General features: G+C 67.0%; 23 protein-coding genes. 12 read left to right on the top strand and 11 right to left on the bottom strand.

Annotated elements, in window-relative coordinates; translation table 11 throughout:
• The first annotated feature begins 53 nt into the window (after positions 1-53).
• Together BGO20_RS18250 and BGO20_RS18245 are read left to right on the top strand one after the other, a co-directional pair.
• Positions 54-1,031: an ABA4-like family protein gene (locus tag BGO20_RS18250; protein WP_291660651.1), complete on the top strand. Its 978-nt coding sequence runs from the start codon at positions 54-56 to the stop codon at positions 1,029-1,031.
• Positions 1,001-1,309, top strand: a complete 309-nt coding sequence (locus BGO20_RS18245) for a hypothetical protein (RefSeq protein ID WP_291660650.1) — start codon at positions 1,001-1,003, stop codon at positions 1,307-1,309. Before BGO20_RS18250 ends, BGO20_RS18245 begins: the two co-directional genes overlap by 31 nt.
• A 6-nt stretch (positions 1,310-1,315) precedes the next feature.
• On the opposite strand, the gene BGO20_RS18240 is transcribed toward BGO20_RS18245, so the two are convergent.
• Positions 1,316-2,161: an AAA family ATPase gene (locus BGO20_RS18240; protein WP_291660649.1), complete on the bottom strand. Its 846-nt coding sequence runs from the start codon at positions 2,159-2,161 to the stop codon at positions 1,316-1,318.
• A gap of 169 nt (positions 2,162-2,330) precedes the next feature.
• Between BGO20_RS18240 and BGO20_RS18235 the strand changes: the two genes are divergently transcribed.
• Positions 2,331-4,166 (top strand): cation:proton antiporter domain-containing protein, encoded by a 1,836-nt coding sequence (locus tag BGO20_RS18235; protein ID WP_291660648.1) that lies wholly within the window; start codon positions 2,331-2,333, stop codon positions 4,164-4,166.
• On the opposite strand, the gene BGO20_RS18230 is transcribed toward BGO20_RS18235, so the two are convergent.
• Positions 4,102-5,220: a glycosyltransferase family 4 protein gene (locus BGO20_RS18230; protein WP_291660647.1), complete on the bottom strand. Its 1,119-nt coding sequence runs from the start codon at positions 5,218-5,220 to the stop codon at positions 4,102-4,104. The genes BGO20_RS18235 and BGO20_RS18230 overlap by 65 nt on opposite strands.
• A complete protein-coding gene (locus BGO20_RS18225) occupies positions 5,220-6,128 on the bottom strand; it encodes a UDP-2,3-diacylglucosamine diphosphatase (protein ID WP_291660645.1) in 909 nt (302 codons plus the stop codon). The genes BGO20_RS18230 and BGO20_RS18225 overlap by 1 nt, the downstream gene beginning before the upstream one ends.
• A gap of 142 nt (positions 6,129-6,270) precedes the next feature.
• Here BGO20_RS18225 and BGO20_RS18220 point away from each other — a divergent pair, with 142 nt between their 5' ends.
• From BGO20_RS18220 to BGO20_RS18200, 5 genes are all read left to right on the top strand, one after another.
• Complete coding sequence (locus tag BGO20_RS18220; protein ID WP_291660643.1) at positions 6,271-7,050, top strand: SDR family oxidoreductase; 780 nt, start codon at positions 6,271-6,273, stop codon at positions 7,048-7,050.
• 120 nt (positions 7,051-7,170) lie between these two features.
• Positions 7,171-8,094, top strand: a complete 924-nt coding sequence (locus BGO20_RS18215) for a DMT family transporter (protein ID WP_291660642.1) — start codon at positions 7,171-7,173, stop codon at positions 8,092-8,094.
• Between the two features lie 102 nt (positions 8,095-8,196).
• Positions 8,197-8,817 carry a helix-turn-helix domain-containing protein gene (locus BGO20_RS18210; protein ID WP_291660641.1) on the top strand — a complete coding sequence of 207 codons (621 nt, stop codon included), beginning with the start codon at positions 8,197-8,199 and terminating at the stop codon, positions 8,815-8,817.
• 20 nt (positions 8,818-8,837) lie between these two features.
• The gene (locus BGO20_RS18205; RefSeq protein ID WP_291660640.1) at positions 8,838-9,242 is read left to right on the top strand and encodes a (R)-mandelonitrile lyase; all 405 of its coding nucleotides are present in this window, start codon (positions 8,838-8,840) and stop codon (positions 9,240-9,242) included.
• Between the two features lie 441 nt (positions 9,243-9,683).
• Entirely contained in the window at positions 9,684-10,850 is a 1,167-nt protein-coding gene (locus tag BGO20_RS18200) for a GGDEF domain-containing protein (protein ID WP_291660639.1), read from the top strand.
• A 125-nt stretch (positions 10,851-10,975) separates the two neighbouring features.
• Here the strand turns inward: BGO20_RS18200 and BGO20_RS18195 are convergent, their stop codons facing one another.
• The 6 genes from BGO20_RS18195 to lysM form a co-directional block, all read right to left on the bottom strand.
• A complete protein-coding gene (locus BGO20_RS18195) occupies positions 10,976-11,914 on the bottom strand; it encodes a c-type cytochrome (protein ID WP_291660638.1) in 939 nt (312 codons plus the stop codon).
• A 190-nt stretch (positions 11,915-12,104) separates the two neighbouring features.
• On the bottom strand, positions 12,105-12,536 hold the full coding sequence (locus BGO20_RS18190) for a c-type cytochrome (RefSeq protein ID WP_291660637.1): 432 nt from the start codon (positions 12,534-12,536) through the stop codon (positions 12,105-12,107).
• 132 nt (positions 12,537-12,668) lie between these two features.
• Positions 12,669-14,978, bottom strand: coding sequence for a xanthine dehydrogenase family protein molybdopterin-binding subunit (locus tag BGO20_RS18185; protein ID WP_291660636.1), 2,310 nt, complete (start codon positions 14,976-14,978; stop codon positions 12,669-12,671).
• Positions 14,979-15,081: 103 nt separating this feature from the next.
• The gene (locus tag BGO20_RS18180; RefSeq protein ID WP_291660635.1) at positions 15,082-16,035 is read right to left on the bottom strand and encodes a DUF3829 domain-containing protein; all 954 of its coding nucleotides are present in this window, start codon (positions 16,033-16,035) and stop codon (positions 15,082-15,084) included.
• 54 nt (positions 16,036-16,089) lie between these two features.
• A complete protein-coding gene (locus BGO20_RS18175; protein ID WP_291660634.1) occupies positions 16,090-16,407 on the bottom strand; it encodes a rhodanese-like domain-containing protein in 318 nt (105 codons plus the stop codon).
• 172 nt (positions 16,408-16,579) lie between these two features.
• Positions 16,580-17,023 carry a peptidoglycan-binding protein LysM gene (lysM, locus tag BGO20_RS18170; protein WP_291660633.1) on the bottom strand — a complete coding sequence of 148 codons (444 nt, stop codon included), beginning with the start codon at positions 17,021-17,023 and terminating at the stop codon, positions 16,580-16,582.
• A 207-nt stretch (positions 17,024-17,230) separates the two neighbouring features.
• Here lysM and BGO20_RS18165 point away from each other — a divergent pair, with 207 nt between their 5' ends.
• On the top strand, positions 17,231-17,659 hold the full coding sequence (locus BGO20_RS18165) for a GlcG/HbpS family heme-binding protein (RefSeq protein ID WP_291660631.1): 429 nt from the start codon (positions 17,231-17,233) through the stop codon (positions 17,657-17,659).
• Positions 17,660-17,757: 98 nt separating this feature from the next.
• Positions 17,758-18,819, top strand: coding sequence for an NAD(P)/FAD-dependent oxidoreductase (locus BGO20_RS18160; protein ID WP_291660629.1), 1,062 nt, complete (start codon positions 17,758-17,760; stop codon positions 18,817-18,819).
• 58 nt (positions 18,820-18,877) lie between these two features.
• Here the strand turns inward: BGO20_RS18160 and BGO20_RS18155 are convergent, their stop codons facing one another.
• Both BGO20_RS18155 and BGO20_RS18150 read right to left on the bottom strand, forming a co-directional pair.
• A complete protein-coding gene (locus tag BGO20_RS18155; RefSeq protein WP_291660626.1) occupies positions 18,878-21,388 on the bottom strand; it encodes a glycosyltransferase family protein in 2,511 nt (836 codons plus the stop codon).
• A 211-nt stretch (positions 21,389-21,599) separates the two neighbouring features.
• A complete protein-coding gene (locus tag BGO20_RS18150; protein ID WP_291660625.1) occupies positions 21,600-22,838 on the bottom strand; it encodes a urate hydroxylase PuuD in 1,239 nt (412 codons plus the stop codon).
• A 233-nt stretch (positions 22,839-23,071) separates the two neighbouring features.
• Here BGO20_RS18150 and uraH point away from each other — a divergent pair, with 233 nt between their 5' ends.
• Both uraH and BGO20_RS18140 read left to right on the top strand, forming a co-directional pair.
• Positions 23,072-23,425 carry a hydroxyisourate hydrolase gene (uraH, locus tag BGO20_RS18145; RefSeq protein ID WP_291660624.1) on the top strand — a complete coding sequence of 118 codons (354 nt, stop codon included), beginning with the start codon at positions 23,072-23,074 and terminating at the stop codon, positions 23,423-23,425.
• Positions 23,426-23,431: 6 nt separating this feature from the next.
• The coding region (locus BGO20_RS18140; RefSeq protein ID WP_299858512.1) for a polysaccharide deacetylase family protein at positions 23,432-24,044 on the top strand (613 nt) is incomplete at its 3' end.

The raw sequence follows: 24,044 nt of genomic DNA, 5'->3' as shown, positions 1-24,044 counted from the left end.
ATAGCGAGTCAGAACCGCACCGCAACTGAACACTGTCAAGTTTGGAGGAGACGATGCCGGCTTCGACGTGGGACACTGCCTTCTCCGGGGCGAACCTGCTGGCGATCAGCGGCTGGCTCCTGCTGCTCCTGGCACCGCGCTGGCGCGCTGGGCAGGCCCTGGCCGGCTTGCTCATCCCCGTCCTGCTGTCGCTCGGCTACATCGTCCTGATCGCGGTGTATTGGCACGAGGCCCAAGGCGGCTTCTCCTCGCTCGACGACGTCGCCGCACTGTTCGCATGGCGGCCGCTACTGCTCGCCGGCTGGGCCCATTACCTCGCCTTCGACCTCCTGATCGGCGCCTGGCTGCTGCGCCGCTCGCAGCGCGCCGGCCTGCCGCATTGGGTGATGCTGCCGGTGCTCGTCCTGACCTTCCTCTTCGGTCCGGTCGGGTACCTGCTCTATTGCCTCGTCGCGGCGAGCCGCGACATCGTCCTGGAGGATCGGATTCCGCGTTTGCTTGCGCGGCTGCCTGCGCCGTTCCGCGCCCTGGAATGGGAACCGCGCCTGACCGCAGCCGGCATCGCTATGACGCTTCTCGTGGTCCCGACGCTGCTCGCCTACGGCGTCGACCCGCGGCTCTTCAATGGCGACAATGTCTGGCTCAAGCCGCTGAAATTCGAGATCTCGATCGCGATCTACCTGTTCTCCTTCGCGCTGCTGCTGCCGCTGACCGGCGAAGCCTTCCAGCGCTCGCGACTCGGCCGGTCAACGGTCTGGCCGGTGATCGGACTGCTCTTCTTCGAGCTCGTCTACATCGCCTGGCGCGCCTCGCGCGGTGAAGCCTCGCACTATAACCAGGGCAGCCCGGCTGCGGTTGCTCTCTATGCGGCGATGGGGATCGCGGCCGTGCTCTTCACCGCCGCGAGCGGCATCCTCGCCTATGGCCTGGCCCGCAAGGACGCAGCGCCGCTGCCGGCGGTGCTGCGCCGCTCGCTCATTCTCGGCCTCGCCTCACCGCCGTGCTCGGCATCCTCTCGGGCGCGGTGCTGAGCGGCGCCGGCGGCCACATGGTCGGCACGCCGCCGCCATCGGCTGCCGTCATTCCGTTCTTCGGCTGGTCGCTGAGCGTCGGCGATCTGCGCGTCGCCCATTTCCTGGCGCTGCACGCCATGCAGATCGTCCCGGGCTTCGCGCTCCTTGCCGCGACGCTTCGACCGGCCGCAGCGCCGAGAGCCGTCGATGCCTTTGCCCTCGGCTATGCCTGCGTGACGACCCTGGCGCTGGTCGCGGCACTCAACGCCCGTCCGTTGTTCGGCATCGGCTTATAGGCGCGCTCAGCGGCTCTCCCGCCGCGCCATGAAGGCGAGCTTCTCGAAGAGCGAGACATCCTGCTCGTTCTTCAGCAGCGCCCCGTGGAGCGGCGGAATGACCTTGCGCGGGTCGCGCTCGCGCAGCACCTCGGGCCCGACATCCTCGGCGACGAGCAGCTTCAGCCAGTCGAGCAGTTCGGAGGTCGAAGGTTTCTTCTTCAGGCCCGGCACCTCGCGCACCTCGAAGAACAGGCGCAGCGCCTCCTCCATCAGCCGCTTCTTGATGCCCGGGAAATGCACCTCGACGATCTGCTGCATCGTTCCGGCATCGGGGAAGCGGATGTAGTGAAAGAAACAGCGACGCAGGAACGCGTCCGGCAGGTCCTTCTCGTTGTTGGAGGTAATGATCATCACCGGCCGCTGCGCCGCCTTGATCGTCTCGCCGGTCTCGTAGACATGGAACTCCATCCGATCGAGCTCGAGCAGCAGGTCGTTCGGGAACTCGATATCGGCCTTGTCGATCTCGTCGATCAGCAGCACCGGCCTTGCCGGGGAGATGAAAGCCTCCCAGAGCTTGCCGCGCTTGATGTAATTGGCGATGTCGGAGACGCGGGGATCGCCCAGCTGGCTGTCGCGCAGGCGGCTGACCGCATCGTATTCGTAGAGGCCCTGCTGCGCCTTGGTCGTCGACTTGATATGCCAGGTGATCAGCGGCGCGCCGAGCGCAGCCGCGACCTCCTCGGCGAGAACCGTCTTGCCGGTGCCGGGTTCCCCCTTGACGAGAAGCGGCCGTTCCAGCCGGATCGCGGCATTAACCGCGACCGTGAGATCCTCGGTCGCGACATAGTTCTCGGTGCCGGCAAAACGCATGGACGATCCTTCTGGCCTGTCGGCGGCACGCTAGCGCATCGACGCGGGTCACGGAAACCGCCATTCGCGCAAGCCAGACGAAGGCTTTTGCCTAAGCGGTCCTGCGGCAAGGCATTTTCGCCAGGCCGCTCGAATCTGCGGTTGTGCATCGCACCCGCGGGCCGCAAGAATGCCGGACCATCGCATCTTCTTCGAATCGCAGGGACAGGGCTTGGCCGGAACCGTCGATCCTTCCGCCTATCGGGACGTCGTCGTCGTGCTGGCGACGGCAGGCGTCATTGTGCCTCTCGCCAAGAGCCTCAAGGTCAACTCGGTCATCGCCTTCGTGGCCTGCGGGGCACTGCTTGGCCCCTACGGGCTCGGCGGTCTGGTCTCCAAAGTGCCTCTGCTCAGCACCGTGACGGTTTCGAATGCAGCCGCGCTTGCCGGTCCGGCCGAGCTCGGCGTCGCCTTCCTGCTCTTCGTGATCGGGCTGGAGCTCTCTTTCGAGCGCCTGATGACGATGAAGCGGCTCGTCTTCGGCCTCGGCCTTGGCCAGGTCGTCCTGTCGGCGGCCGCGATCGGCCTGATCGCCTATGCGATCGGCCAGCCCGCGACGGCGGCCCTGATGATCGGCTCCGCCCTCGCCCTCTCCTCGACCGCGATGATCGTCGAGCTCCTCGCGGCCAAGAGGCGGATGACGACCTCGGCCGGGCGCGCCAGCTTCGCCATCCTCCTCTGCCAGGACTTGGCGGTGATCCCGCTCCTGTTCGTGGTTAACGTGCTGGGTGCCCAGAACGGCTCCGGCTCGCTTCTGGCCGGGCTGGCACAGGCGTTCATCCAGGCGGCGGCCGCGATCGCGACCATCGTCGTCATAGGCCGGCTTGCGCTGCGGCCGCTGTTCAGGCTCGTGGCCTCGACGGATTCGACCGAGAGCTTCATGGCTGCGACGCTGCTGACGGCGCTCGGCACCGGCCTCATCGCGGCCGCGGCCGGTCTCTCCATGGGCCTGGGCGCCTTCATCGCCGGGCTGCTGCTGGCCGAAACGGAATTCCGCCGGGCGGTCGAGGTCACGATCGACCCGTTCAAGTCGCTCCTGATCGGCGTCTTCTTTCTTACCGTCGGGATGGGTGTGAACCCTGCGGAGGTCGCGGCGCACCCTGTCGCGATCCTGGCAGTCGCGGTCGGTCTGGTCGCGATCAAGAGCCTCATCATCTTCGCGCTGGCGAAACGCTTCCGGCTGGCCTCCGCGACGGCGCTCGAAACCGCGCTGATGGTCAGTCCTGGCGGCGAATTCGCCTTCGTGCTGCTGAACGGCGCCTCCGATGTGGGGCTCGTCGGCCATGGCGCGACGAGCATCGCGCTCGCCGCGGTTTCGCTGACGATGGTCACGCTGCCGTTCCAGGCGCGCTTCGCCCGCCATCTCGCGCAGAAGCTCGCTGCCCCCGTCGTCCTGCCGGACGAGGCCAAGATCCTGCCGCCGCACGATCATGCGCCGCGCGCCATCATCGTCGGCGGTGGCCGCGTCGGCCGCCTCGTCGCCTCGATGCTCGACGAGCACGGCAAGTCCCATATCGTCATCGACTCGGACGCGTCGCTGATCACCGCCCAGCGCCGCGCCGGGCGCCCGGCCTTCTACGGCGATGCGACGCAGACCGAATTCCTGAAGCTGTGCGGGCTGGAGGACGCCACGGCCCTGATCGTGACCATCGACAATTCCCGGGCGGTCGATGCCACCGTGCAGGCGGCGCGCACGCTGCGACCCGACATCGTCATCGTCGCCCGCGCACGCGATGCCGCCCATGCCCGCCATCTCTACGAGATCGGCGTCAACGACGCCGTGCCCGAGACGATCGAGGCGAGCCTGCAATTGTCGGAGGCCGCCCTCGTCGGCCTGGGCGTGCCGATGGGGCTCGTCATCGCCTCGGTGCATGAGCGGCGCGACGGCTTTCGTGCCGAGCTCAAGCCGGCAGGCGCCGCGGCAGCCCGCGCCCTTCCACGCCACGCCCGCTCCCGAAGGCTGTAACGCTGCTGACGCCGGTCGATGCTGCCGCCGCCTCGCGCGGCAGATAGCCCGCCTGCTGCGCGATCCGGCGGATATGGCCGTAGAACTGCGCCGCGCTGCTCGTCCAGCTGTAGCGCGCAGCCAGCTCCAGCGAGATTTCAGGCGCAATCCGCAGCGCCTGCATCGCGGCGCTGCGCAAATCCTCGTCCAGCACCGCCGCACCGCTGCCGGCGAAGACGTCGCGCGGGCCCTGCACCGGAAAAGCGGCGACCGGCAACCCGCTCGCCGCCGCCTCCAGCAGGACGATGCCGAAGGTATCGGTCAGGCTGGGAAAGACGAAGACGTCGCTGGAAGCATAGATCGCGGCGAGCTCCTCGCCCTCCTTGACGCCCAGGAAGTGCGCGTCGGGAAAGGCACGCTGCAGGTCCGCCCGTGCCGGGCCGTCGCCGACGACCACCTTGCTGCCCGGCAGCCGCAGGGACAGGAAGGCATCGAGATTCTTCTCCACGGCCACGCGCCCGACACTGAGGAAGATCGGTCGCGGCAGGTCGAGCACGCTCCGCGGTCGCGGGTGGAAAAGATCGAGATCGACGCCCCGGCCCCAGCGCACCAGCTTCTCGAAGCCGTGGCCGCGCAGTTCCTCCTCCACCGTCGCGGTCGAGACCATCACGGCCGCGGCCGGGCCGTGGAAGCGCCGCAGCAACCCGTAGCTCCAGCTTTCCGGAATGGGCCAGCGCGCCGCGACATACTGCGGAAAGCGCGTGTGGTAGCTCGTCGTGAAGGGTCGCTTCTGCGCCAGGCAGATCGCCCGCGTCAGCCAGCCGATCGGGCCTTCGGTCGCGATATGGATGTGGTCTGGCCCGAATTCCGCGATCCGCCCGGCCAGCGCACGGCGGGTGGCGAGCGCCAGCCGGATGTCGGGATAGCTCGGCATGGCGATCTGCCGGAACCCCTCCGGCGTCAGCGCGGCGGCCGTGGCGCCGAAGTCCGGCGCCGCCGCGATCATCCGTTCGAGCGAGCGCACGACGCCGTTGACTTGCGGCCGCCAGGCGTCGGTCGCGATCAGCACGCGCATCAGCGCGCTTTCCTCTCGGAAAGGCTGCCCGGCCGCCTGCCCAGGATGCGTGCCAGCTCCATCGGCCCGAGCATGCTGCGGGCCGCCTCGACGAGTTCCGGCAGCGCTCCGGAGCGAGCCGGCACGACCACCGGCACCGCCGCGTCGCCCTTCAGACGGCCCTGCGGCCAGCGGATCAGCTCGAAGCGCCCGTCCTGGTGCTCGACGAAGGCCGTGCAGCTCTCCACCCAATCGCCGGTGTTGATGTAGGTCAGCCCTTCGATCTCGCGATAGGCTGCGTGGTGGATATGGCCGCAGATGACACCATCGGCCTGATGGCGCCGCGCCTCCTCGGCCAGGCAGGTCTCGAACTCGCCGATGTAGTTCACCGCGTTCTTGACCTTGTGCTTGGCCCAGGCCGACAGCGACCAGTGCGGCAGCCGCAGGAAGCGCCGGACCTTGTTGATCACCATGTTCAGGGCGAGCGCGACGGTGTAGGCCCAGTCTCCGAGCAGCGCGAGCCATTTGGCATTGCGCACCACCAGGTCGAACAGGTCGCCATGGATGACGAGCAGGCGCTTACCGTCGGCCGTCTCGTGGACGATGTCGTCGACCAGCGTGATGCCGCCGAACTGCAGGCCGGTGAAGTCGCGCAGAAAATCGTCGTGATTGCCGGTGACGTAGATCAGCTTCGAGCCCTTGCGCACCTTGCGCAGCAGCTTCTGGACGACGTCGTTGTGGCTCTGCGGAAAATACCAGCCACTCTTCAGGCGCCAGCCGTCGATGATGTCGCCGACCAGGTAGATGGTCGGCGCATCGTAGGCACGCAGGAATTCCAGTACCAGATCGGCCTGGGCACCGCGGGTACCCAGATGCAGATCCGAGATGAAGATGCTGCGAACCTGCTTCGCGTCGTCCTCGTCGCTCATGCCCCGCGGCCCGTTCTGTTGCGATGCCTGCGGCGTGTGTCTGATTTGCGTTGCGCTTTGATGACGGCGCAGCCAATCCATGCTCTGCCTAGCCAGAGCGCTGCCGGCTCTTGGCAGCGCGCCCAGCCGACGGAGATAATGGATGGATCTTGGAATTGCGGGCCGCACGGCCATCGTCTGCGCCTCCAGCAAAGGGTTGGGCCGCGGCTGCGCGCAGGCTTTGGCCGAAGCCGGCTGCACGGTCGTCATCAATGGCCGCGACGCCACCACTCTTGAAACGACCGCGAGCCAGATTCGTGCCAGCACCGGTGCAACCGTGATCGCGGTGGCGGCCGACGTCTCGACCAGGGAAGGGCAGGATGCGCTGCTCGCGGCGGCGCCCGCGCCGGACATCCTCGTCAACAACAATGGCGGTCCGCCGCCGAAGCCCTTCCGCGACGTGACCCGCGAAGGCCTGCTGGAAGGCGTCGTCCAGAATATGGCGACGCCGCTCGAACTGGTGCAGCGCGTCATCGACGGCATGATCGCGCGCGGCTTCGGCCGCATCGTCAACGTCACCTCGGCCAGCGTCGTGACCCCGCTGACCGGGCTCGACGTCTCCTCGGCGGCCCGCGCCGGCCTCACCGCCTTCCTCTCGGGCGTGGCGCGCGAGGTCGCCCACGCCAACGTCACCATCAACAACATCCTGCCCGGCGTCTTCGATACCGACCGGATCAAGACCGCGACCACCAAGGTCGCCGCGATGCAGGGCATCAGCATCGAAGAGGCGACGAAGCGGCGCCTCGCCGCGGTTCCCGCCGGCCGACTGGGCACGCCTGACGAGTTCGGCAAGCTGTGCGCCTTCCTCGCCAGCCAGCACGCCGGGTACATCACGGGGCAGAATTTTCTGATCGACGGCGGCTCGTTCCGCGGCACCTTCTGAGCCGCGCGCCCCGGGCTTGGCGGCCTTGCAGAGTTCACGCTTCGCAACCCCGGCCCGGCATGATCTAAGCGGGGACGGTCTCGCGCGAGACCGTCCCCGCCCTCCCGCCGCACCGCCGCTTTGTCCCCTCTTCTCGGCATCAGTCTGAAGCTGCTCTCGGCGCTGGCCTTCACGCTGATGTCGGCAGGCATCAAGGCCATCTCGACGCGTTATCCGACGGGCGAGATCGTCTTCGCACGCTCATTCTTCGCCATGATCCCGCTGCTGCTCTGGCTCGCCTGGCGCGCCGAACTGCCCGCGGCGCTGAAGACCGACAATCTGCGCGGCCATCTCAAGCGCGGCATCATGGGTTCGACCGGCATGTTCTGCGGCTTCGCGGCCCTGCAGTTCCTGCCGCTATCGGAGGCCGTCGCCATCGGCTACGCCGCTCCGCTGGCCGTCGTCGTCCTCGCGGCGCTGGTGCTCAAGGAGCGTGTCCGGATCTATCGCTGGAGCGCGGTGTGCATCGGCTTTCTCGGCGTCGTGATCATGCTATCGCCCCATCTCGGCGCCGGCGCCCATCAGCTTGGCCCGGGAGCAGCGCTCGGCGCCGCTCTCGGCCTGGCAGGCGCGTTCTGCTCCGCTTTCGCCTCGGTCGAGGTCAGGCTCCTGACCCAGACCGAGCGCACCGGCGCGATCGTCTTCTATTTCATGCTCCTGACCAGCCTGCTCGGCCTCTCCACCATCCTGATCGGCTGGAACATCCCCAGCTACCAGGACGCGGCGCTGATGGTGCTGATCGGCATCCTCGGCGGTCTCGGCCAGATCCTCATCGTCCAGGCCTATCGCTATGGCGATGCCTCTCTGGTCGCACCGTTCGAATATTCCACCATGCTCTGGGCCGTGGCGATCGGCTGGTTCTGGTTCGGCGAATGGCCGGCATCGACCATCCTGATCGGTGCCTTCATCGTCATCGCTTCCGGGATTTATGTCATCTTCCGCGAACGGCAGCTCGGCCTCGCCCGGCGCGCCCAGCGCGAGGCCGGCCCCAGCCGCCTCGCCTGACCGGCCGCGATACTTGCTCCGCCGCCGCAGAACGGGCATGCTCCGTTCGTTATAAAGATCGTTGGCGAGGCAGGCGATCGGGGCACGCGAGCAGGGCAGCGGATGGGCATCGAGACGAAAGAGCGCGGCGGGCGGGAGCTCGAATCGGGAGCGCAGGTGATCTCGGGCCAGCTCGGCAAGACGATCCAGCGCCTGCGCAAGGCCTACAATTTCTCGCTCTCGGACCTCGCCGAGCAATCCGGCGTCGCCAAGTCCATCATCAGCCAGATCGAGCGCAACGAAACCAATCCGACGCTGGCGACGATCTGGCGGCTCTCCCAGGCGCTCGACATCTCGATCGAGCGCGTTCTCTCCAGCGGCGAGGAAGAGCCTTTCATCGACAAGACGACGCGCGCCGACACGCCGATCCTCGTCTCCGAGGACGGCAAGCTGAAGCTCGCCATCATCGGCTGGATCAAGACCGTCGAGTGGCTGCAATGGTACGAGGTGTCGTCGGAGCCCGGGGGCGAACTCGACTCCGAAGGCCATCAGCGCGGCTCGATCGAATCCCTCTCCGTCACCGCCGGCGAGTTCGAGGTCGAGGTCGGCGACATCGTCCAGCGCGCCAAGGCGGGCGAGACCCTGCGCTATCGCTGCGACCGCCGCCACATCGTCCGCTGCGTCGGCACGGAACCCGGTTCGGCGCTGATGGTCTGCATCCTCAAGGCCGCGGTGATGGAATAGCGGTCGGGTCGGAGGCAAGCATGGAAATCCGTCGCAACGGCTCGCAGCCCTCCGGCAAGGGCCCGTCCGAATATTTCAGCGGCACTGTCCGCATCGACCCGCTGTTCAACCCGCCCGAGCCGGCCCGGATCGCGACCGCACTCGTGACCTTCGAACCCGGCGCCCGCACCGCCTGGCACACCCATCCGCTCGGTCAGACCCTGATCGTGACAGCAGGCTGCGGCTGGGCTCAGCGCGAAGGCGGCAAGATCGAGGAAATTCGGGCGGGCGACATCGTCTGGTTCCCACCGGGGGAGAAGCATTGGCATGGCGCCACCGCGACGACCGCGATGAGCCATATCGCGCTGCAGGAAAAGCTGAATGGCTCGCCGGTCGACTGGCTGGAGCACGTCACCGACGAACAATATGCGGGCGGGCCGGCCTGACACGGCCGTTTCGCCGGCGCTTTTCGGTGCTGCCGGCTCATCCGGGCGGCCGGGCGCGTGCGTTTGACAAAGTGACCAAGCGTCCCGGCGAATCTGGACCGGTTTGCGCTTCCCGGACGTCATCGACAGGCGCGCGCCCGCAGTTGCGCCGGCGTCTCGGCCTCTGACGCGCCCGATCATGACTTATAGAATTTGCAACGAAACTCAATTTTTGAAGTCAAATTACATTTAATTACGTAAACTATTACGTATTTATATTTTTGTTACTTTAAGTAATTCTGCATGATTGTTCACGTAGTGAGTATATGTCCCCGTTAAACGTCATACCCGGAAATTTTACGGAGCCACAAGCTGGCATTAACCTGTCCGGGCCACGCTGCATCTCGCTGGCCGAGCCAGCGATAGGCCTGATTCGAACACGGGCACGGCTGACGACGAGACATGGATCTTGCGACCCTCTGGTACCTGACCACCGGCACGCTGCTGGTCGCGGCCGCCATGACCCTTTGGGAGCGCAAGGCGCAGGTCCAGCGGGCGCGTGAGCTCGGTCTCTTCGCCGCAGCCTACGCCGTCTTCGCAGTCGGCTGCGTGCTGGCGATGAACCGCGGCCTTCTGCCCGGCGTCGCCGGCCCGGCCGTCACCAATGTCGTGATGATGCTCGGCTATTTCCTGGCGCTGCAGGGGGTGCTGGCGCTCGATGGCAAAAGGCTCCATCCCGGCCTCGTCACCGCGCTGCTCGCGGCCATCGCCGCGGCCTGGTTCGCCGCTGGAGGCGCGGCAGCGAGCCTGTTCTGGAACCATGTCAGTGCTTTTCCGATCGCGATCGTCTGTGCGTTCGCGGCCCTGTCGCTGCTGCGCAGCCCCACGGCGGCGGGGCTGCGCTCCCGCCCGATCGCGATCGCTGCCTTCACCTGCCATGCGCTGTTCTATGCGGCCCGGACATTCGCCGCGCCGTTTCTGGCGGCGCGCTATGGCCACGACACGCTCTCGATCATCGCCGAGATCACGATGTACGAAGCTGTCCTCTTCATCGTGACGATGTCGATGTCTGTGCTTGCGCTTGTGCGCGAAGAGGATCGCGCGCGGCTTCTGGCGACCGCCCGCACCGACTTCCTGACCGGACTTTGCAATCGGCAAGGCTTCTTCGAGCTTGCCCCGGCGCGTTTGAGCCAAGCTGCTCACAAGCCTTCGTCAGCGCTGCTTGCGATCGACCTCGATCACTTCAAGACGATCAATGACAGATACGGCCACGAGGCCGGTGACCGCGTGCTGAAGCTCTTCGCCGACATCGTCCGCGAGATCGCCTGCCCGAAAGCGCTGAGCGCCCGCCTTGGCGGCGAGGAATTCGCCGTCCTTCTGCCCGGCAGCAGCATCGACGATGCCCATATCGTTGGTCGCAGCGTCGCCGCCCGCTTCGCCGAAGCCGTGGCGCAGCATGATGGGCTCGGCATTCCGGCAACGGTCAGCATCGGCCTCGCCGAAACCGTTGGCAGCGGCGATCTCGGGACCCTGCTCGCCGAGGCCGATCGCGCGCTCTATCGGGCGAAGATGGCGGGCCGCAACCGCGTGGAAATCGCGGCACCCCGGCAGATTGCCAAGGCTGCCTAGGCGCGAGACAAGCGGACTTCATCCGCCAGCCGCGAAGAAGCGATCTCGGAGGCATGGAGTCAGCCGAAGGAGCAACCGGCAGGCGAGCGAAGCTCGGGATTCCGCCCGGGGCAGCCCGCCTGGTGCTACTTCGCCTGCGGCCGCGGCGGGGTCGCCACCGCCGGCAGCGACTTGAGATACTCCGCCATCGCGGCCCGGTCGGCGTCGGAGAGCTGCGCCATGTTGCGCACCACCTCCGCCATCGGGCCGCCGACGCTGTCGAAGCCCGGCGTGAAGCCCGTTTTCAGCAGTTCCGCGATCTCTTCCTCCGACCATTTGCCAAGTCCGTCGGCCTCGTCCTGGGTGATGTTGGGGACGAAGCCCTTGCCCTCCGGGTCCGGACCGCCGGCAAACCGTGTCGCCGGGATGATGGCGCCGAAGGCATTGCGGCTGGAGTGGCATTCGGCGCAATGGCCAGGTCCGTTGACGAGATAGGCGCCTCGGTTCCAGGCCTCGCTCTTCGCCGGATCGGGGCGGAAGGAGCCGCCCGAGAAGAACAGCAGCTTCCAGCCGCCGACCAGCCGGCGGATGTTGAAGGGGAAGCGCAGCTCATGCGCCGGCGCCCGCCCCTCGACCGGCGGCAGGGTGCGGATATAGGCGAAGAGATCGGCCAGTGCCTTGGGCGGAATCAATCGGTACGAGGTATAGGGAAAGGCCGGGTAGAGATGCTCGCCCTGCCGCCCGACTCCAGCCGCCATCGCATCGACGAAGTCCTGGACGCCCCAGTTGCCGATGCCGTCCCGCGTATGCGGCGAGATATTCGGCGCGTGGAAGGTCCCGAAGGGCGACGCCAGCGCCAGCCCGCCACCGAGCTTTGTACGGTCCTCCTGCCCCGGCGTCGCATGGCAGGAGGCGCAGCCGCCGGCCGCGAACAGAAGCTTGCCGTTCTCGATGTCGGGGGCCGGCAGCGCCCCGACCTCCGGCGCCGGCGAGACGATGCGCGGGTCGGTCAGGACATAGAAGCCCCCCAGAGCGACAGCCGCCAGCAAGACCAGGGTGACCAGAAGGCGGCGCAGCAGCAGCATCGACAGCTCCGTATGGGTTGACGGCCACGCCGGGATCGCTCCAACCCGCGGCGTCAGGCCGACAGCCTATCGCAAATCAGCCGAAATCTAACGCGACAGCCGGCAGAATGCTCCTGCCGCAGAGGAAAAAGGCGGGCCGCCAGCGATGGCACCCGCCTTCCGATCCTGACATGCCGGCGAGCTCTCCGGCTCACCGCTTGACGCGATAGGCCTCGTGGCAGGCGCCGCAGTTCTTGGTCGCAGCGCCGAAGGCCGTGCGGAAGTCGGCGAGGTCCGTCGCCTTGGCTCCGGCCTCGGCATCGGCCTCGAACTTGGCGAAAGCCGCCTTGAAGCCGGCCTGATCCTCCCAGATCTTCGGCGAGGCCGTGGTTTCGCCGCCGGTCTTGGAGGTTTCGGGGAACAGCGTCGGCATCTTCTTCGCCGCATCGGCATAGGTCTTGAAGATCTTCTGCGCCTTGGCGGCATCGAAGGCGGCTTCTCCCTTCGCCATGGCCGCGCCCTCGCGGGTCGCTGCGCCGACATGCTTCATCGTCTGCTGGCGTTCGACGACCGGGTTCAGATCCGCCATCGCGGCGGTGAGGCCGAGCCCGAGGCCGGCAAGGACGAGAGCGGTGCGGATCATTCAGTACCCCTTGGACGTGACTCGCGCGCCGGGCGGCGCCGTTTCGAACGCTTCCAGATCAAACGATGATCATGGCGCCGCCAAGTCGCGTTTGCGTGAGTGGACTTGCAGACCTGCAAGCCCACTCTTGCGTCAGAGCCGGTACCCGGCCTCCTTCAGGGCGTTGAACACCTTGACCGGTGTCGCCGGCATGTCGATCGCCTTGATGCCGGCAGCGCGGTCGAGCGCATCGACCATGGCGTTCATGACCGCCGGGCAGGCGCCGATGGCTCCGGCCTCGCCCGCACCCTTGACGCCGATCGCGTTGGTCAGGCAGCGGACATTGCGCGTCTCGAAGTGGAAGTTCGGCACGTCGATGGCCCGCGGCAGGGCATAATCCATGAAGGTCGCGGTCAGCATCTGCCCGTCCGGATCGAAGCGGATTTCCTCCATCAGCGCCTGGCCGATGCCCTGGACCGCGCCGCCATGCACCTGACCCTGCAGCATCAGCGGATTCAGCGTCACGCCGAAATCGTCGACCACGACGTAGTTGAGGATTGCGGTGTGGCCGGTCCCCGGGTCGACCTCGAGCTCGCAGATATGCGTCCCGTTGGGATAGGTCGCCTCCGGCGGCGTCCAGCTCTGATGCACCTTCAGCATCGTCGGCGTCGCCCCCGGCAGTGCAGCGATGGCAGCGAGGTCGAGCGCCTTGTCGGTGCCGACGATCCGGACCGCACCGTTCGCGATCTCGAGATCGCCGACCGCGGCCTCCAGCTTCTCGGAGGCGAGCTGCTTGAGGTTGTCGGTCAGGATCTCCGTGGCCTTGTTCAGCGCCGCCCCGCCGACCGGGATCGAGCGCGAGCCGCCGGTGCCGGAGCCGGTCTCGACTCGGTCGGTATCGCCCTGCACCACGCGGATGCGGTCCATCGGGATGTCGAGATGCTGCGAGACGAGCTGCGAATAGGCCGTCTCGTGCCCCTGCCCGTTCGACTGCGTGCCGATCAGGACCGTGACGGTACCGTCCTTCTCGAGGATGACCGTCGAACTCTCCGGGCCGCCGCCGCCGCAGGCCTCGATATAGCTCGCCATGCCGATGCCACGGATCTTGCCGGCCTTGGCCGAAGCCTTGTGGCGGGCCTTGAAGCCCTTCCAATCGGCCACTTCCATCGCGTGGCGCATGTGACCTTCGAACTCGCCGGAATCGTAGACCGGCCCGGTCTGGGTCTTGTGCGGCATCTCGGACGGCTTGACGAAGTTCGCTGCCCTGACCGCATCGGGTGTCTTGCCGGTCTCGCGGGCGATGGCGTCGACCAGCCGCTCGATCAGATAGGCGGCTTCCGGCCGCCCCGCCCCGCGATAGGCGTCGACCGGAGTGGTGTTGGTCAGCACGCCGCGGAACAGCACATGCACGGCAGGGATATTGTAGCAACCCGGCGTCATCGTCGTGCCGACCCACGGGATGAAGGGCCCGTATTGCGACAGCCAGGCGCCCATATCGGCCGAAAGATCGACCTTCAGGCCGATGAACCGGCCCTTGGCGTCCAGCGCCATGGTGGCGGTGGAGAGATTTGCCCGGCCATGGGTGTCGGCGAGGAAATGCTCGTTGCGGTCGGCGACCCAGCGCACCGGGCGCTTCAGCTTCTCCGCGGCGATCATCGCCAGCGGATATTCGCGGTACAGGAAGATCTTGGTGCCGAAGCCGCCGCCGACGTCGGGCGTCACCACGCGAATGCGCTTGGGATCGACCTTCAGCACATAGCTCGCGATCAGGTCGCGCATGCCGTGGCTGCCCTGGCTGCCCAAGGTCAGCGTCCAGCGCTTCTCGGCCTTGTCATAATCGGCGATGCAGGCGCGCGTCTCCATGTAGTTGGAGGCAAGGCGATTGTTGACGATCGTCAGCGAGACGGTGCGCGCCGCCTTGGCGAAGGCCTTCTCGGTCCTGGCGCGGTCGCCCTGCTCGGCTTCGAACGCGACATTGCCCGGCCGGTCGTCCCAGACCCGCGGCGCGCCCTCCGCCAGCGCCTCCGCGATGCCGGTCACGGCCGGCAGCGGCTCCCAGTCGATCTCGATCGCCTCGGCCGCGTCGCGCGCCTGCGCCAGGGTTTCCGCGACGATGAACGCAACGGCCTCGCCGACATGGCGCACCGTGTCGCGCGGCAGCACCGGCACCGGCAGCGACTGCGACATCTCGCCCGACACGGTCTTGATGTGCCCCTTGCAGGGCAGATCGCCGTAATCGGCGACATCCTCGCCGGTCAGGATGAGCTTGATACCCTTCATCCTGCGCGCGGCTTCCTTGTCGCGGATGGTGAAGCGCGCATGGGCATATTGCGAGCGCAGCACATAGGCGTGCAGCGCACCCTCGGCTGCGATATCGTCCGTATAGCGGCCTGTGCCGGTGGTCAGGCGCTGATCCTCGACCCGCCGCACCGGCTGGCCGAAACCGAATTTCATGGGACGCATGAGGCATATCCTCGTTCAGATCGTCTAATGAAAGACTGGCTCAGAAACACGCTGGCGTCAGCCCCGGCACCTTACGCGCCCGGGCTGCGTCCGACGCATCGTTCTACCTGGGGAAGCGGATCGCCGTTTCCGACAGCGTGATCATCGTGTTGTAGCTGCTGACGATCCAGTTGGCGTCGTTGGCTGCGCCGCGCCGGACATCGCCCTTGCTCTTGGCGAGCTTCGCGGAGAAGTCGCGCAGCTTCCCGAGCCAGGAGCTCGCCTGGCTGTCCACGAACAGCGATTTGCCCGGATTCGCGTCCTTGAAATCGTCCATCTCGCGGATGGCCTTGGCATAGTTCGCGACGGCGGCGTCGAAGGCCTTGAGGTCGACGACCGGCTTTTCGTTGGACGGCATCAGATCGATCACGGCGCGCGCGTTGATCATCACGTTGCGGACGACCCAGCGCACGGACTTGCCCTCGCGCTGCGCGATCGCCGCGAGTTCCTGGGCATCGAGCGCCGTCTTGTAGACACGCATCTCGGCGTCGAGCTTGGCGCGCTGATCGAGGAAGGCTTTCGCTGCCGGCACCATCTGCGCATGCAGCGACCGCCCCTCGGCCAGGTCGTCGTCGCGATAATCCTTGCGATCGTAATAGCGTTCGGCACGGGTGATCAGCGGCGCCAGCTCCTGATAGGCCTTGATGTAGCCCAGCACCGTTGCGTCGATCTCGGGCAGCTTTGGATCGCGCGCCGCCGCTTCCTCGGCCTTCCTGATCTCGCCGGTCACGTCATAGAGGCTGTAGAGCCCATAGGAGATGTAGCGTTCCTTGCCGGTCGGCCCCTTCTTCATGTCGACCCAGCTCGCATAGCGCTCCCAGGACTGGATCGCGCGCAGCGTGCGGTTCATCAACGCGGTATAGGCGTTCGACTTGGTGATGGCGGCCTGCAACTCGGCTTCGCCGGTCGGCGCGGAGGCGGCGCTCGGGGCCGGAACCTGGGCGCGCCCGGCCAAAGGCATGGCCGCGGCCAGCGCGGCGGCGCAAGCGGTGCCGAACAGAATGCGACGGATGGGCATGGTAACGATAGCCTTGGTCATGAAGAGGCGGCCGGAACGCGGCCGCCTGTCGGATCAATCGAAAGAAACCGGTTCGCCGCGCATCGCCCAGTCCTTGAACCCGCCGACATAGTGGCTGTCGATGGGGAGCCCCGCCGCCTGGGCGAAGGCCAGCGCGTGCCGCGAACGGACGCCGGCTGCGCAGGAAAAGACCACGCGCCTGCCCGGTTCGCTCGGCAGCTCGGCCGGGTCGAATACGGAGAGCGGCCGCGAGACCGCGCCGGGAATATGCCCCGCTGCGAACTCGTGCGGCTCGCGAACGTCGACGAGCAGGATCGACCCGTCGGCCAGCCCGGCCTTGAGGTCGTCGATATCGAGGTCGTTCACGGTCATGACGGATGATGTCCCACGCTGCTGCCACGCGGAGATAGGGCGGAAACAGCAAACCGCCAATGCCCGATGGCGCCGCGCGAAGCACGAAGCTCCGCCCAGCGCTCGCATCGGGTATCGGCGATCATGCTCCGAAGCCGCGCGGCAGGCAGGGCCTTGGCCGTAATGCAGGCCCTCAGCCCAGCGGCGGGATGCGCAGCACCCAACCCGGCTGGATCAGGTCCGGATTCTTGACCGGCGGCGTGTTGGCCTTGACGATCTCGGTGTATTTCGCGCCCTGCCCCTTGCCGTAATGCTCCTCGGCGATCTTCCAGAGCGTGTCGCCCTTCTTGACCGTGTAGAACACGGCGGCGGGCGCTTCCTTGTTGACGATCAGGTCGGATTCCACCTGCCCTACGCCCGCGGTGTTGCCGAGGGCGAGGATGATCTTCTCGGCCTCCTCGGTCGTCATCGCCTTGCCCGAGACCTTCACCTTGTCGCCATCGACGGAAATCGCGACGTCGGACGGCAGCCCGTGGCCGGCCAGTTCCTTCTGCAGATCGTCGGCCGTCGCGGCCTTGGCCGGGCTCGACCCGAAGATCTTGGCCCCCGCTTCCTTGATGAAACTGAACAGACCCATGGGTACCTCCTTGGCTTGGCAGGCCATCAAGCCTTGTCCGCGTGTCTTGCGCAAGACGTCCGCGCAAATGGAGGCGCCACGCCGCGGCGGGGCCGTCCGGCACCGCCATTGTCTCCGAGGCTACACAACAGTTTACCTGCAAACCGCCTTCCCCGCGCCCTTCCCGGCTGGCAATAAGAGCCGCATTCCTCAACCGGAGTTTTCTCGATGCTGACGCTCGTCCAGGCCCAGACGATTCTGTCCGCTGCGCTCGCGCACGCGACCACGAACGGATTCAAGCCCCTCGCCATCGCGATCATCGACGCGCGCGGCGCTCAGAAGGCCTTCGCCGCTCAGGACGGCACCAGCCTGAAGCGCGGCGAGATCGCGCTCGGCAAGGCTCACGGGGTCGTCGCCCTCGGCCTGGGCTCGCGCGCGCTGCACAAGATGGCGCAGGAGCGCCCCTATTTCATCGAGGCGGCGACCCATGCCGTCGGCGGGCTGCTGGTGCCGGTGCCTGGTGGCGTGCTGATCCGCTCTGCGGAGGGCGATCTGCTCGGCGCCATCGGCATCTCGGGGGACACCTCCGACAATGACGAGGCTGCCGCCACAGCTGGCATCGCCGCGGCCGGCCTGCATGCCGAGACTGGCGCCTGAGCCTTGCCGGCGCTTGCCAAGCGGCGCATGAGGCCTCATCTGCTGCCTCAGGAAGGTTCGCCAAAACGCACGGTTTGGACCGGATCGAAGGTAGGATCATGAGCGACGCCGCGGCCAGCGACAGCGAAGTCATTTCAACGGACGTGGTCATCGTCGGCGCGGGCCCCTGCGGCCTCTTCGCCGTCTTCGAACTCGGCCTGCTCGACATCCGGGCCCATCTCGTCGACATCCTGCCGAAGGTCGGCGGGCAATGCGCCGAGCTCTACCCCGAGAAGCCGATCTACGACATCCCCGGCTTCCCGCTGGTCACGGGCCAGGCGCTGGTCGACAACCTGCTGGAGCAGATCAAGCCGTTCGGCCCGACCTTCCATCTCAACCAGATGATCGAGGCCCTCGAGCCGACCGGAACGGCACAGGCGCCGCGCTTCCGCGTCACCACCGACGCTGGCACGGTCTTCGACACCAAGGCCGTGATCATCGCCGCCGGCGGCGGCTCCTTCCAGCCGAAGAAGCCGCCGATCCCCGGCATCGAGGAATATGAGCTCGGAGGCTCGGTCTTCTACGCCGTGCGCAAGATGGAGTCCTTCCGCGGCCGCAACATCCTGATCGTCGGCGGCGGCGACTCCGCCCTCGACTGGACGCTCAACCTCCAGCCGATCGCCAGCCGCGTCACGCTGATGCATCGCCGCGACGACTTCCGCGCCGCGCCGCATTCGGTCGAGCAGATGCGCGCGCTCGTCGCGGATGGCGCGATGGACATGAAGCTCGGCCAGATCACCGGGCTCAAGGGTCAGCATGGCAAGCTCGAGGCCGTCATCGGCCGCGACAACGAGGGTGGCAGCTTCGAGATCGCCTGCGACACGCTGCTGCCCTTCTTCGGGCTGACCATGAAGCTCGGCCCGATCGCCAATTGGGGGCTGAACCTCGACGAGAACCTGATCCCCGTCGACACAGAGAAGTTCGAGACCAATGTGCCGGGCATCTTCGCCATCGGCGACATCAACACCTATCCGGGCAAGCTGAAGCTGATTCTCTCGGGCTTCCACGAGGGCGCGCTCTGCGCCCAGAAGGTCCATCGCTATGTCTATCCGGAGAAGCGGCTGACCTTCCAGTACACCACCTCGTCGAGCAGCCTGCAGAAGAAGCTCGGCGTCGCCTGAGCCGGCGCCCGGTCGTGAGATGGGCCCCGTGCCGCGCCTGCGGCATGGCAGCGCGCGCTTACCGGGCCTGAGGCTCGCCGAAGATCTGGGCGGAGGCCGTCCCGTCGCGCACCGCCGCGCCGCGACGGGCGGGGCCAAGCCCGAGCGTGTCGCGCACGGCGGGGGACAGCCCGGACAGCAAGGGCTCCTCCCCCGGGCTCGACACGACCTGCGGCTCGCCGCGCTCCGGCCGAGGCGGCAGCGGCAGGGTATCTGCCGGCTCTTTCGGCGCAAGCCGTGCCTCCAACTCGGCAATGGCTCCAGAAAGCGGGTGGAAGCTGAAGACGACCTTGTGCCTTCCGGCCGGCACCTGCACGGCCCGGAACAACACGTTGGCCCGCAGGATCTCGCTGTCGACTCCGTCGACCTGCGCGCTCCACCAGGGGTGCCAGATGTCGTTGAGCACGACGAAGCCGGCGGCGGGGCTCGTGACCTCGATCTCGACCACGGTGTTGCGATAGCGAACGAGCTTGACCTCGGCCTGCACCGCGGCCGGCCCCTCCGGCGTGGCGACCGGCGGTTCGGTGTCGAGCAGGACCGTCTGCTCCGGATCGGTCTCGGGCCAATGGCCCGACAGCTTCATGCTCTCGAAGTCGGCAAGCGCCCAGCCGCCGACGAACTGCACCCGCGGCAGGGCGTGGGGGTTCTCGTAGATGAAGCCCTGCTTGGTGCGCGCCAGCAGCTTGAGGTCGCCGCTCTTCAGCGTGTGGTCGACCTGTTCGATCGGAACCGGCGAGGCGATGTAGCGCAGGCCAAGCAGGTTCGCGAGCCGGGAATGATAGGACGGGAACAGGGGCGTGAACTTCCGGTCGGCAGGCCGGGCGATGCCGTCGCCAGTACCGACGGCCTCGGAGAAGTCCTCCAGCCGCAGGGGGTTGTAGCCGAGCGTATGGTCGAAGCCGTGGATCATGCCGGCATTGGGCCACTCGAAGCCCATGCCGAGCAGTTCCACCCGGTCACGCCGCGGCGATCCGGCCGGCTGAGCCGTGAGCTGCTTGAGCAGCGCGATCGTCTGGTTGCGGGTCGTCGGCCTCAGCACGTCGTAGAGCTGTGGTGGCAGCGCCGTCGATTCGTTCGGGCCGTTGTTGGCTCCCAGGTCGGAAGCGACGACGCCCGTAACCAGAGCGATCGCAGCGACTGGACCGAGGGCGCCGCGCCAGCGCTGCAGCGCGAGCAGCAGTATGATCGCAGCGCCGAACCAGGCCACCGCCGCCAGCACCGGCTGCCAGGCGTCGCCGAGATGGCCCTCGTTGCGCGACAGCAGGATCGCCCCAAGTACCGCGGCGAGCACCGCGGCGGCGCCAATGGCAAGGTCGCGACGGAAGGAGATGTTCTCCGCGGTCAGCATCCGGTGCAGGACGTAGCCCGAGAGCACCGCTCCGAGCGCGCCGATCAGGAATGTCGCATCGGCCGGGCGCCGGAACATCTTCACGCCGGGGAGATAGTCGTAGGCTGCCTCGAAGAGCGGCGTATAGCGCCCGAGCGCATACAGCACCATGAACAGGAAGAGCAGCGTCAGCGGGCGGATCGCCCTGTCCCAGAGCCAGCCGCGCGTCAGTCCGGGGGCGATGAGCAGCAGCATCGGCAACGCGCCGATATAGACCTGAGCCATGTTCTGCGAGAGCGCCAGATCCTTCACCCAGTTGGGATTGAGATAGGGCCCCCAGAAATCAACCTGCGGGCTCTTCGCGCCGAACAGGTCGCCGACGAAGGCCGTCAGGAGCGAGGCTGGATGCAGCGAGCCGCTGGTCGCGACGCCGAGGCTGATTTCCGGGCGGGTCGTCGCCTCCGCGAAAAGCCATGTCCAGAGCAGCGGCACGGTGATGACCGCGAGGCCGGCCAGGCTCGCCAGGGCGATCGGCACGAGCGAGGCGCGCAGGGCGACCCAGCCGCCCGAGAGCCAGTGCGCCACCACCATCCCGATCAGCACATAGCCGCCGAGCATCGCGACCTGGTCCGGTTCCAGCACCATCAGCCCGGAGGCCAGCCCGGCGCAGACGCCCGCCCAGGCCGAATTGCGCTGCAGCATCCGCGCCGTCAGCCAGAAGGCAACGGCGAAGAAGGCCAGGCTCTCGATCTGCCCGATATGCTGTACGCGCCAGGCGGCGGAGGCGCCGAAAGCGAAGACCAGCGCCGCCAGCAGCCCGCCCGCGGGGTGCCAGCCGCGATCCCGGAAGAACATGAGAACGGCGAAGCCGGCCACCAGCAGATGCAGCAGCACGAACGCGTCCACCATGCGGAAGCTCGGCGCCGGTGACAGCAATGCGAGCAGAATCGCCGGCGAGAAGATGAGTGATTGCGGATCGGCCACCTGGGGCGAACCCGCGAAGACGTTATGGTTCCAGAAAGGCGACTGTCCGGAATGGATTGCCCGCGCCAGGAACTCGACCTGCGCCTGGAAATGCGCCTTGGCATCGAACGGAATCGTGACCGACCCGGAAAGCCAGGGCCAGCAAAGGATCACCCATGCGATCACGAAAGCGGCGCCCGCCAGCAGGTATCCGGCGGCCTTTGCGTCCAAACGTCTCAAGTGGACCCCCACGGTCCCAAGGCGCGGACGGCTCCTTCATGGAGCCTGCCTCCAGCCTGATTTCGGGGCGGACATTGGTGTTACGCAGATGAACCGAATCTGAACGTAACGACATGCACGCCGGCTAATCGCGCAAAGGCTGAATGAAAGCGAAATCCAATTGCTGGAACAACGGCTTTCGGCCGGCAGTGGTTCCGCGGCAGGCAGCGGCTCAGCGCCGGTTCTCAGCCAGCCAGGCGGCCAGGATCCGGCGTTCCCCCGGCGTCATTCCGGAGAGGTTGTTGGGCGGCATCGCATGCGTCATCACGGCCTGCGTCCGGATGGCGCGGGCGTGCAGGGCGATCTGCTCTGGGCCGTCGAGCAACACGCCCTTCGGCGCGATCTGGAGGCCTGGCCAGGACGGCTCCGGCGCATGGCACATGGCGCAGCGCCCGGTCACGATGTTGGTCACCTCCGCCGGAGGCAGCGTCATCCCGGCCAACAGCATCGGCACACCCGGCTCGCGCGGCTTCAGGCCGAGCTGCTCGCGCCCTCCCGGCGAGGACGACATCGCCACCCAGAAGGCGAACCACAGCGCCAGGATCGCGACCGCCCAGCACCACCAGGGCGATTTCGCATGGTCGGCGTGCCGGACGTTGAAGAAGTGCCGGATCAGCGCGCCAGCCACGATCACCAGCGCCACCAGAAGCGGAATCACGGTCGCATTGGCGTAGGTCACCGGGTAGTGGTTCGAGAGCATCAGAAACAGCACCGGCAGGGTGATGTAGTTGTTGTGCGTCGAGCGCTGCTTGGCCGCCTTGCCATATTTGGGGTCTGGTTTCTCGCCGGCGGTCAGCGCGGCGATCACCTTCCGCTGCCCGGGCATGATGTTGAAGAAGACGTTGGCGGTCATGATCGTCGCCATCAGCGCGCCCGTATGGATCAGCGCCCCGCGTCCCGAGAAGACGTTGGCGAACGCCCAGCTCGCCGCGACGACATAACCGAAGCCGACGAGGCCCAGCCAGACGTCATGCTTGCCGAGAGGCGACTTGCAGAGCAGATCGTAGATCAGCCAGCCGACGACGAGCGCGGCGATGCCGATGGCTCCCGCCACGACGGGCGAGAGCTGCATCACCGCGGGATCGATCAGGTAGAGCTCGGACTGGGCGTAATAGACCCAGACCAGCAGGAAGAAGCCGGAAATCCAGGTCCAGTAGCTCTGCCATTTGTGCCAGGTCAGCTCGGCCGGCATCACGGCGGGCGCAACCATGTATTTGCGCATCTCGTAGAAGCCACCGCCATGGACCTGCCAGGCCCGTCCACCCGTGCCGGCCGGAATATCGGGAGCCGGCCGCAAGCTCGCATCGAGGTGGATGAAGAAGAACGAGGAGCCGATCCAGGCGATGGCCGTGATGACGTGGAGCCAGCGCAGCATCATGCTGCCCCATTCCATCAGATAGGCGCTGAGCATGGCGGTTCGCTCCGCGAGGGCTGGTGGTGGCGCGAATCCGGAACAGGGTGATCCGGCGTCTGCACGCTAGCCCGATTTCGCGCGCGCCAAAACCGGGGAGCCCTCGACGGAGACCGGATTCCCGGAACATGAGCTTGTCGCAAAAGCCGGTATCCCCTTTTGCGCCGGGCGCTCTACAGTCGCGTCGGGCATCGCTCGCGGAGTCGCCGGCGCCCGCAGGAGAATGGCAGGGAATGGGACGCCTCTCGACGCATGTGCTCGACACGGTGAACGGCGGGCCGGCGGCCGGTATCGCGATCACGCTGGACCGGCTCGGACCGGGTGGCCTGCGCGAGCGGGTCGCCGAGGCGGTGACCAACGCGGATGGCCGCACCGACGCGCCGCTGCTTTCCGGCAGGCTCGAGACCGGAATCTATGAACTCAGCTTCGCTATCGGCGCCTATTTCGGCCGGCTCGGCATTCCACTGCCCGAGCCGGCCTTCCTCGATGTGGTTCCGCTCCGTTTCGGTATCGCCGAGCCGGAAGGCCATTATCACGTCCCGCTCCTCGCATCGCCCTGGAGCTATTCCACCTATCGCGGCAGCTAGATGACCATGACCCAGCCTCCCTACCCCCGCGACATGAAGGGCTATGGTCGCACCCCGCCGCATCCGCACTGGCCGGGCGAGGCCCGCATCGCCGTCCAATTCGTGATCAACTACGAGGAAGGCGGCGAGAACTGCATCCTCCATGGCGATGCAGCCTCCGAGGCATTCCTCTCCGAGATCGTCGGCGCCGCGCCCTGGCCGGGCCAGCGCCACATGAATATGGAGTCGATCTACGAATACGGTTCTCGGGCCGGCTACTGGCGGCTCTGGCGGATGTTTACCGAGCGGAAACTGCCCGTGACGGTCTTCGCCGTCGCCAGCGCGCTCGCCCGCTATCCCGAGATTGTCGGGTCGATGCAGGAAGCCGGCTGGGAGATCGCGACCCACGGCCTGAAATGGATCGACTATCGCGACACGCCCAGGGAGCGCGAGCGCGCCGACATCCTCGAGGCCATCCGCATCCAGACCGAGCTTGCCGGCGAGCGCCCGCTCGGCTGCTACCAGGGCCGCACCTCCGAGAACACGATTTCCCTGACGATGGAGGAAGGCGGCTTCCTCTACACCGCAGACGTCTATGCCGACGAACTGCCCTATTGGCTTGCCGGGCCGAAGGGGCCGA

It is taken from the genome of Allobosea sp. 67-29, assembly GCF_001898115.1.
In the GTDB taxonomy this organism is placed as follows: Bacteria; Pseudomonadota; Alphaproteobacteria; order Rhizobiales; family Beijerinckiaceae; genus Allobosea.
The sequence above is the reverse complement of the archived record's forward strand: the minus strand, read 5'-3'. Positions and strand labels throughout refer to the sequence as shown.

Excerpts from the sequence above, each read along its gene's own strand:
- BGO20_RS18250 (WP_291660651.1), top strand. The coding sequence starts at position 54 with ATGCCGGCTTCGACGTGGGACACTGCCTTCTCCGGGGCGAACCTGCTG.
- BGO20_RS18240 (WP_291660649.1), bottom strand. The coding sequence starts at position 2,161 with ATGCGTTTTGCCGGCACCGAGAACTATGTCGCGACCGAGGATCTCACG.
- BGO20_RS18235 (WP_291660648.1), top strand. The coding sequence starts at position 2,331 with ATGCCGGACCATCGCATCTTCTTCGAATCGCAGGGACAGGGCTTGGCC.
- BGO20_RS18230 (WP_291660647.1), bottom strand. The coding sequence starts at position 5,220 with ATGCGCGTGCTGATCGCGACCGACGCCTGGCGGCCGCAAGTCAACGGC.
- BGO20_RS18225 (WP_291660645.1), bottom strand. The coding sequence starts at position 6,128 with ATGAGCGACGAGGACGACGCGAAGCAGGTTCGCAGCATCTTCATCTCG.
- BGO20_RS18220 (WP_291660643.1), top strand. The coding sequence starts at position 6,271 with ATGGATCTTGGAATTGCGGGCCGCACGGCCATCGTCTGCGCCTCCAGC.
- BGO20_RS18210 (WP_291660641.1), top strand. The coding sequence starts at position 8,197 with ATGGGCATCGAGACGAAAGAGCGCGGCGGGCGGGAGCTCGAATCGGGA.
- BGO20_RS18205 (WP_291660640.1), top strand. The coding sequence starts at position 8,838 with ATGGAAATCCGTCGCAACGGCTCGCAGCCCTCCGGCAAGGGCCCGTCC.
- BGO20_RS18200 (WP_291660639.1), top strand. The coding sequence starts at position 9,684 with ATGGATCTTGCGACCCTCTGGTACCTGACCACCGGCACGCTGCTGGTC.
- BGO20_RS18195 (WP_291660638.1), bottom strand. The coding sequence starts at position 11,914 with ATGCTGCTGCTGCGCCGCCTTCTGGTCACCCTGGTCTTGCTGGCGGCT.
- BGO20_RS18190 (WP_291660637.1), bottom strand. The coding sequence starts at position 12,536 with ATGATCCGCACCGCTCTCGTCCTTGCCGGCCTCGGGCTCGGCCTCACC.
- BGO20_RS18185 (WP_291660636.1), bottom strand. The coding sequence starts at position 14,978 with ATGCGTCCCATGAAATTCGGTTTCGGCCAGCCGGTGCGGCGGGTCGAG.
- BGO20_RS18180 (WP_291660635.1), bottom strand. The coding sequence starts at position 16,035 with ATGCCCATCCGTCGCATTCTGTTCGGCACCGCTTGCGCCGCCGCGCTG.
- BGO20_RS18175 (WP_291660634.1), bottom strand. The coding sequence starts at position 16,407 with ATGACCGTGAACGACCTCGATATCGACGACCTCAAGGCCGGGCTGGCC.
- lysM (WP_291660633.1), bottom strand. The coding sequence starts at position 17,023 with ATGGGTCTGTTCAGTTTCATCAAGGAAGCGGGGGCCAAGATCTTCGGG.
- BGO20_RS18165 (WP_291660631.1), top strand. The coding sequence starts at position 17,231 with ATGCTGACGCTCGTCCAGGCCCAGACGATTCTGTCCGCTGCGCTCGCG.
- BGO20_RS18160 (WP_291660629.1), top strand. The coding sequence starts at position 17,758 with ATGAGCGACGCCGCGGCCAGCGACAGCGAAGTCATTTCAACGGACGTG.
- BGO20_RS18150 (WP_291660625.1), bottom strand. The coding sequence starts at position 22,838 with ATGCTCAGCGCCTATCTGATGGAATGGGGCAGCATGATGCTGCGCTGG.
- uraH (WP_291660624.1), top strand. The coding sequence starts at position 23,072 with ATGGGACGCCTCTCGACGCATGTGCTCGACACGGTGAACGGCGGGCCG.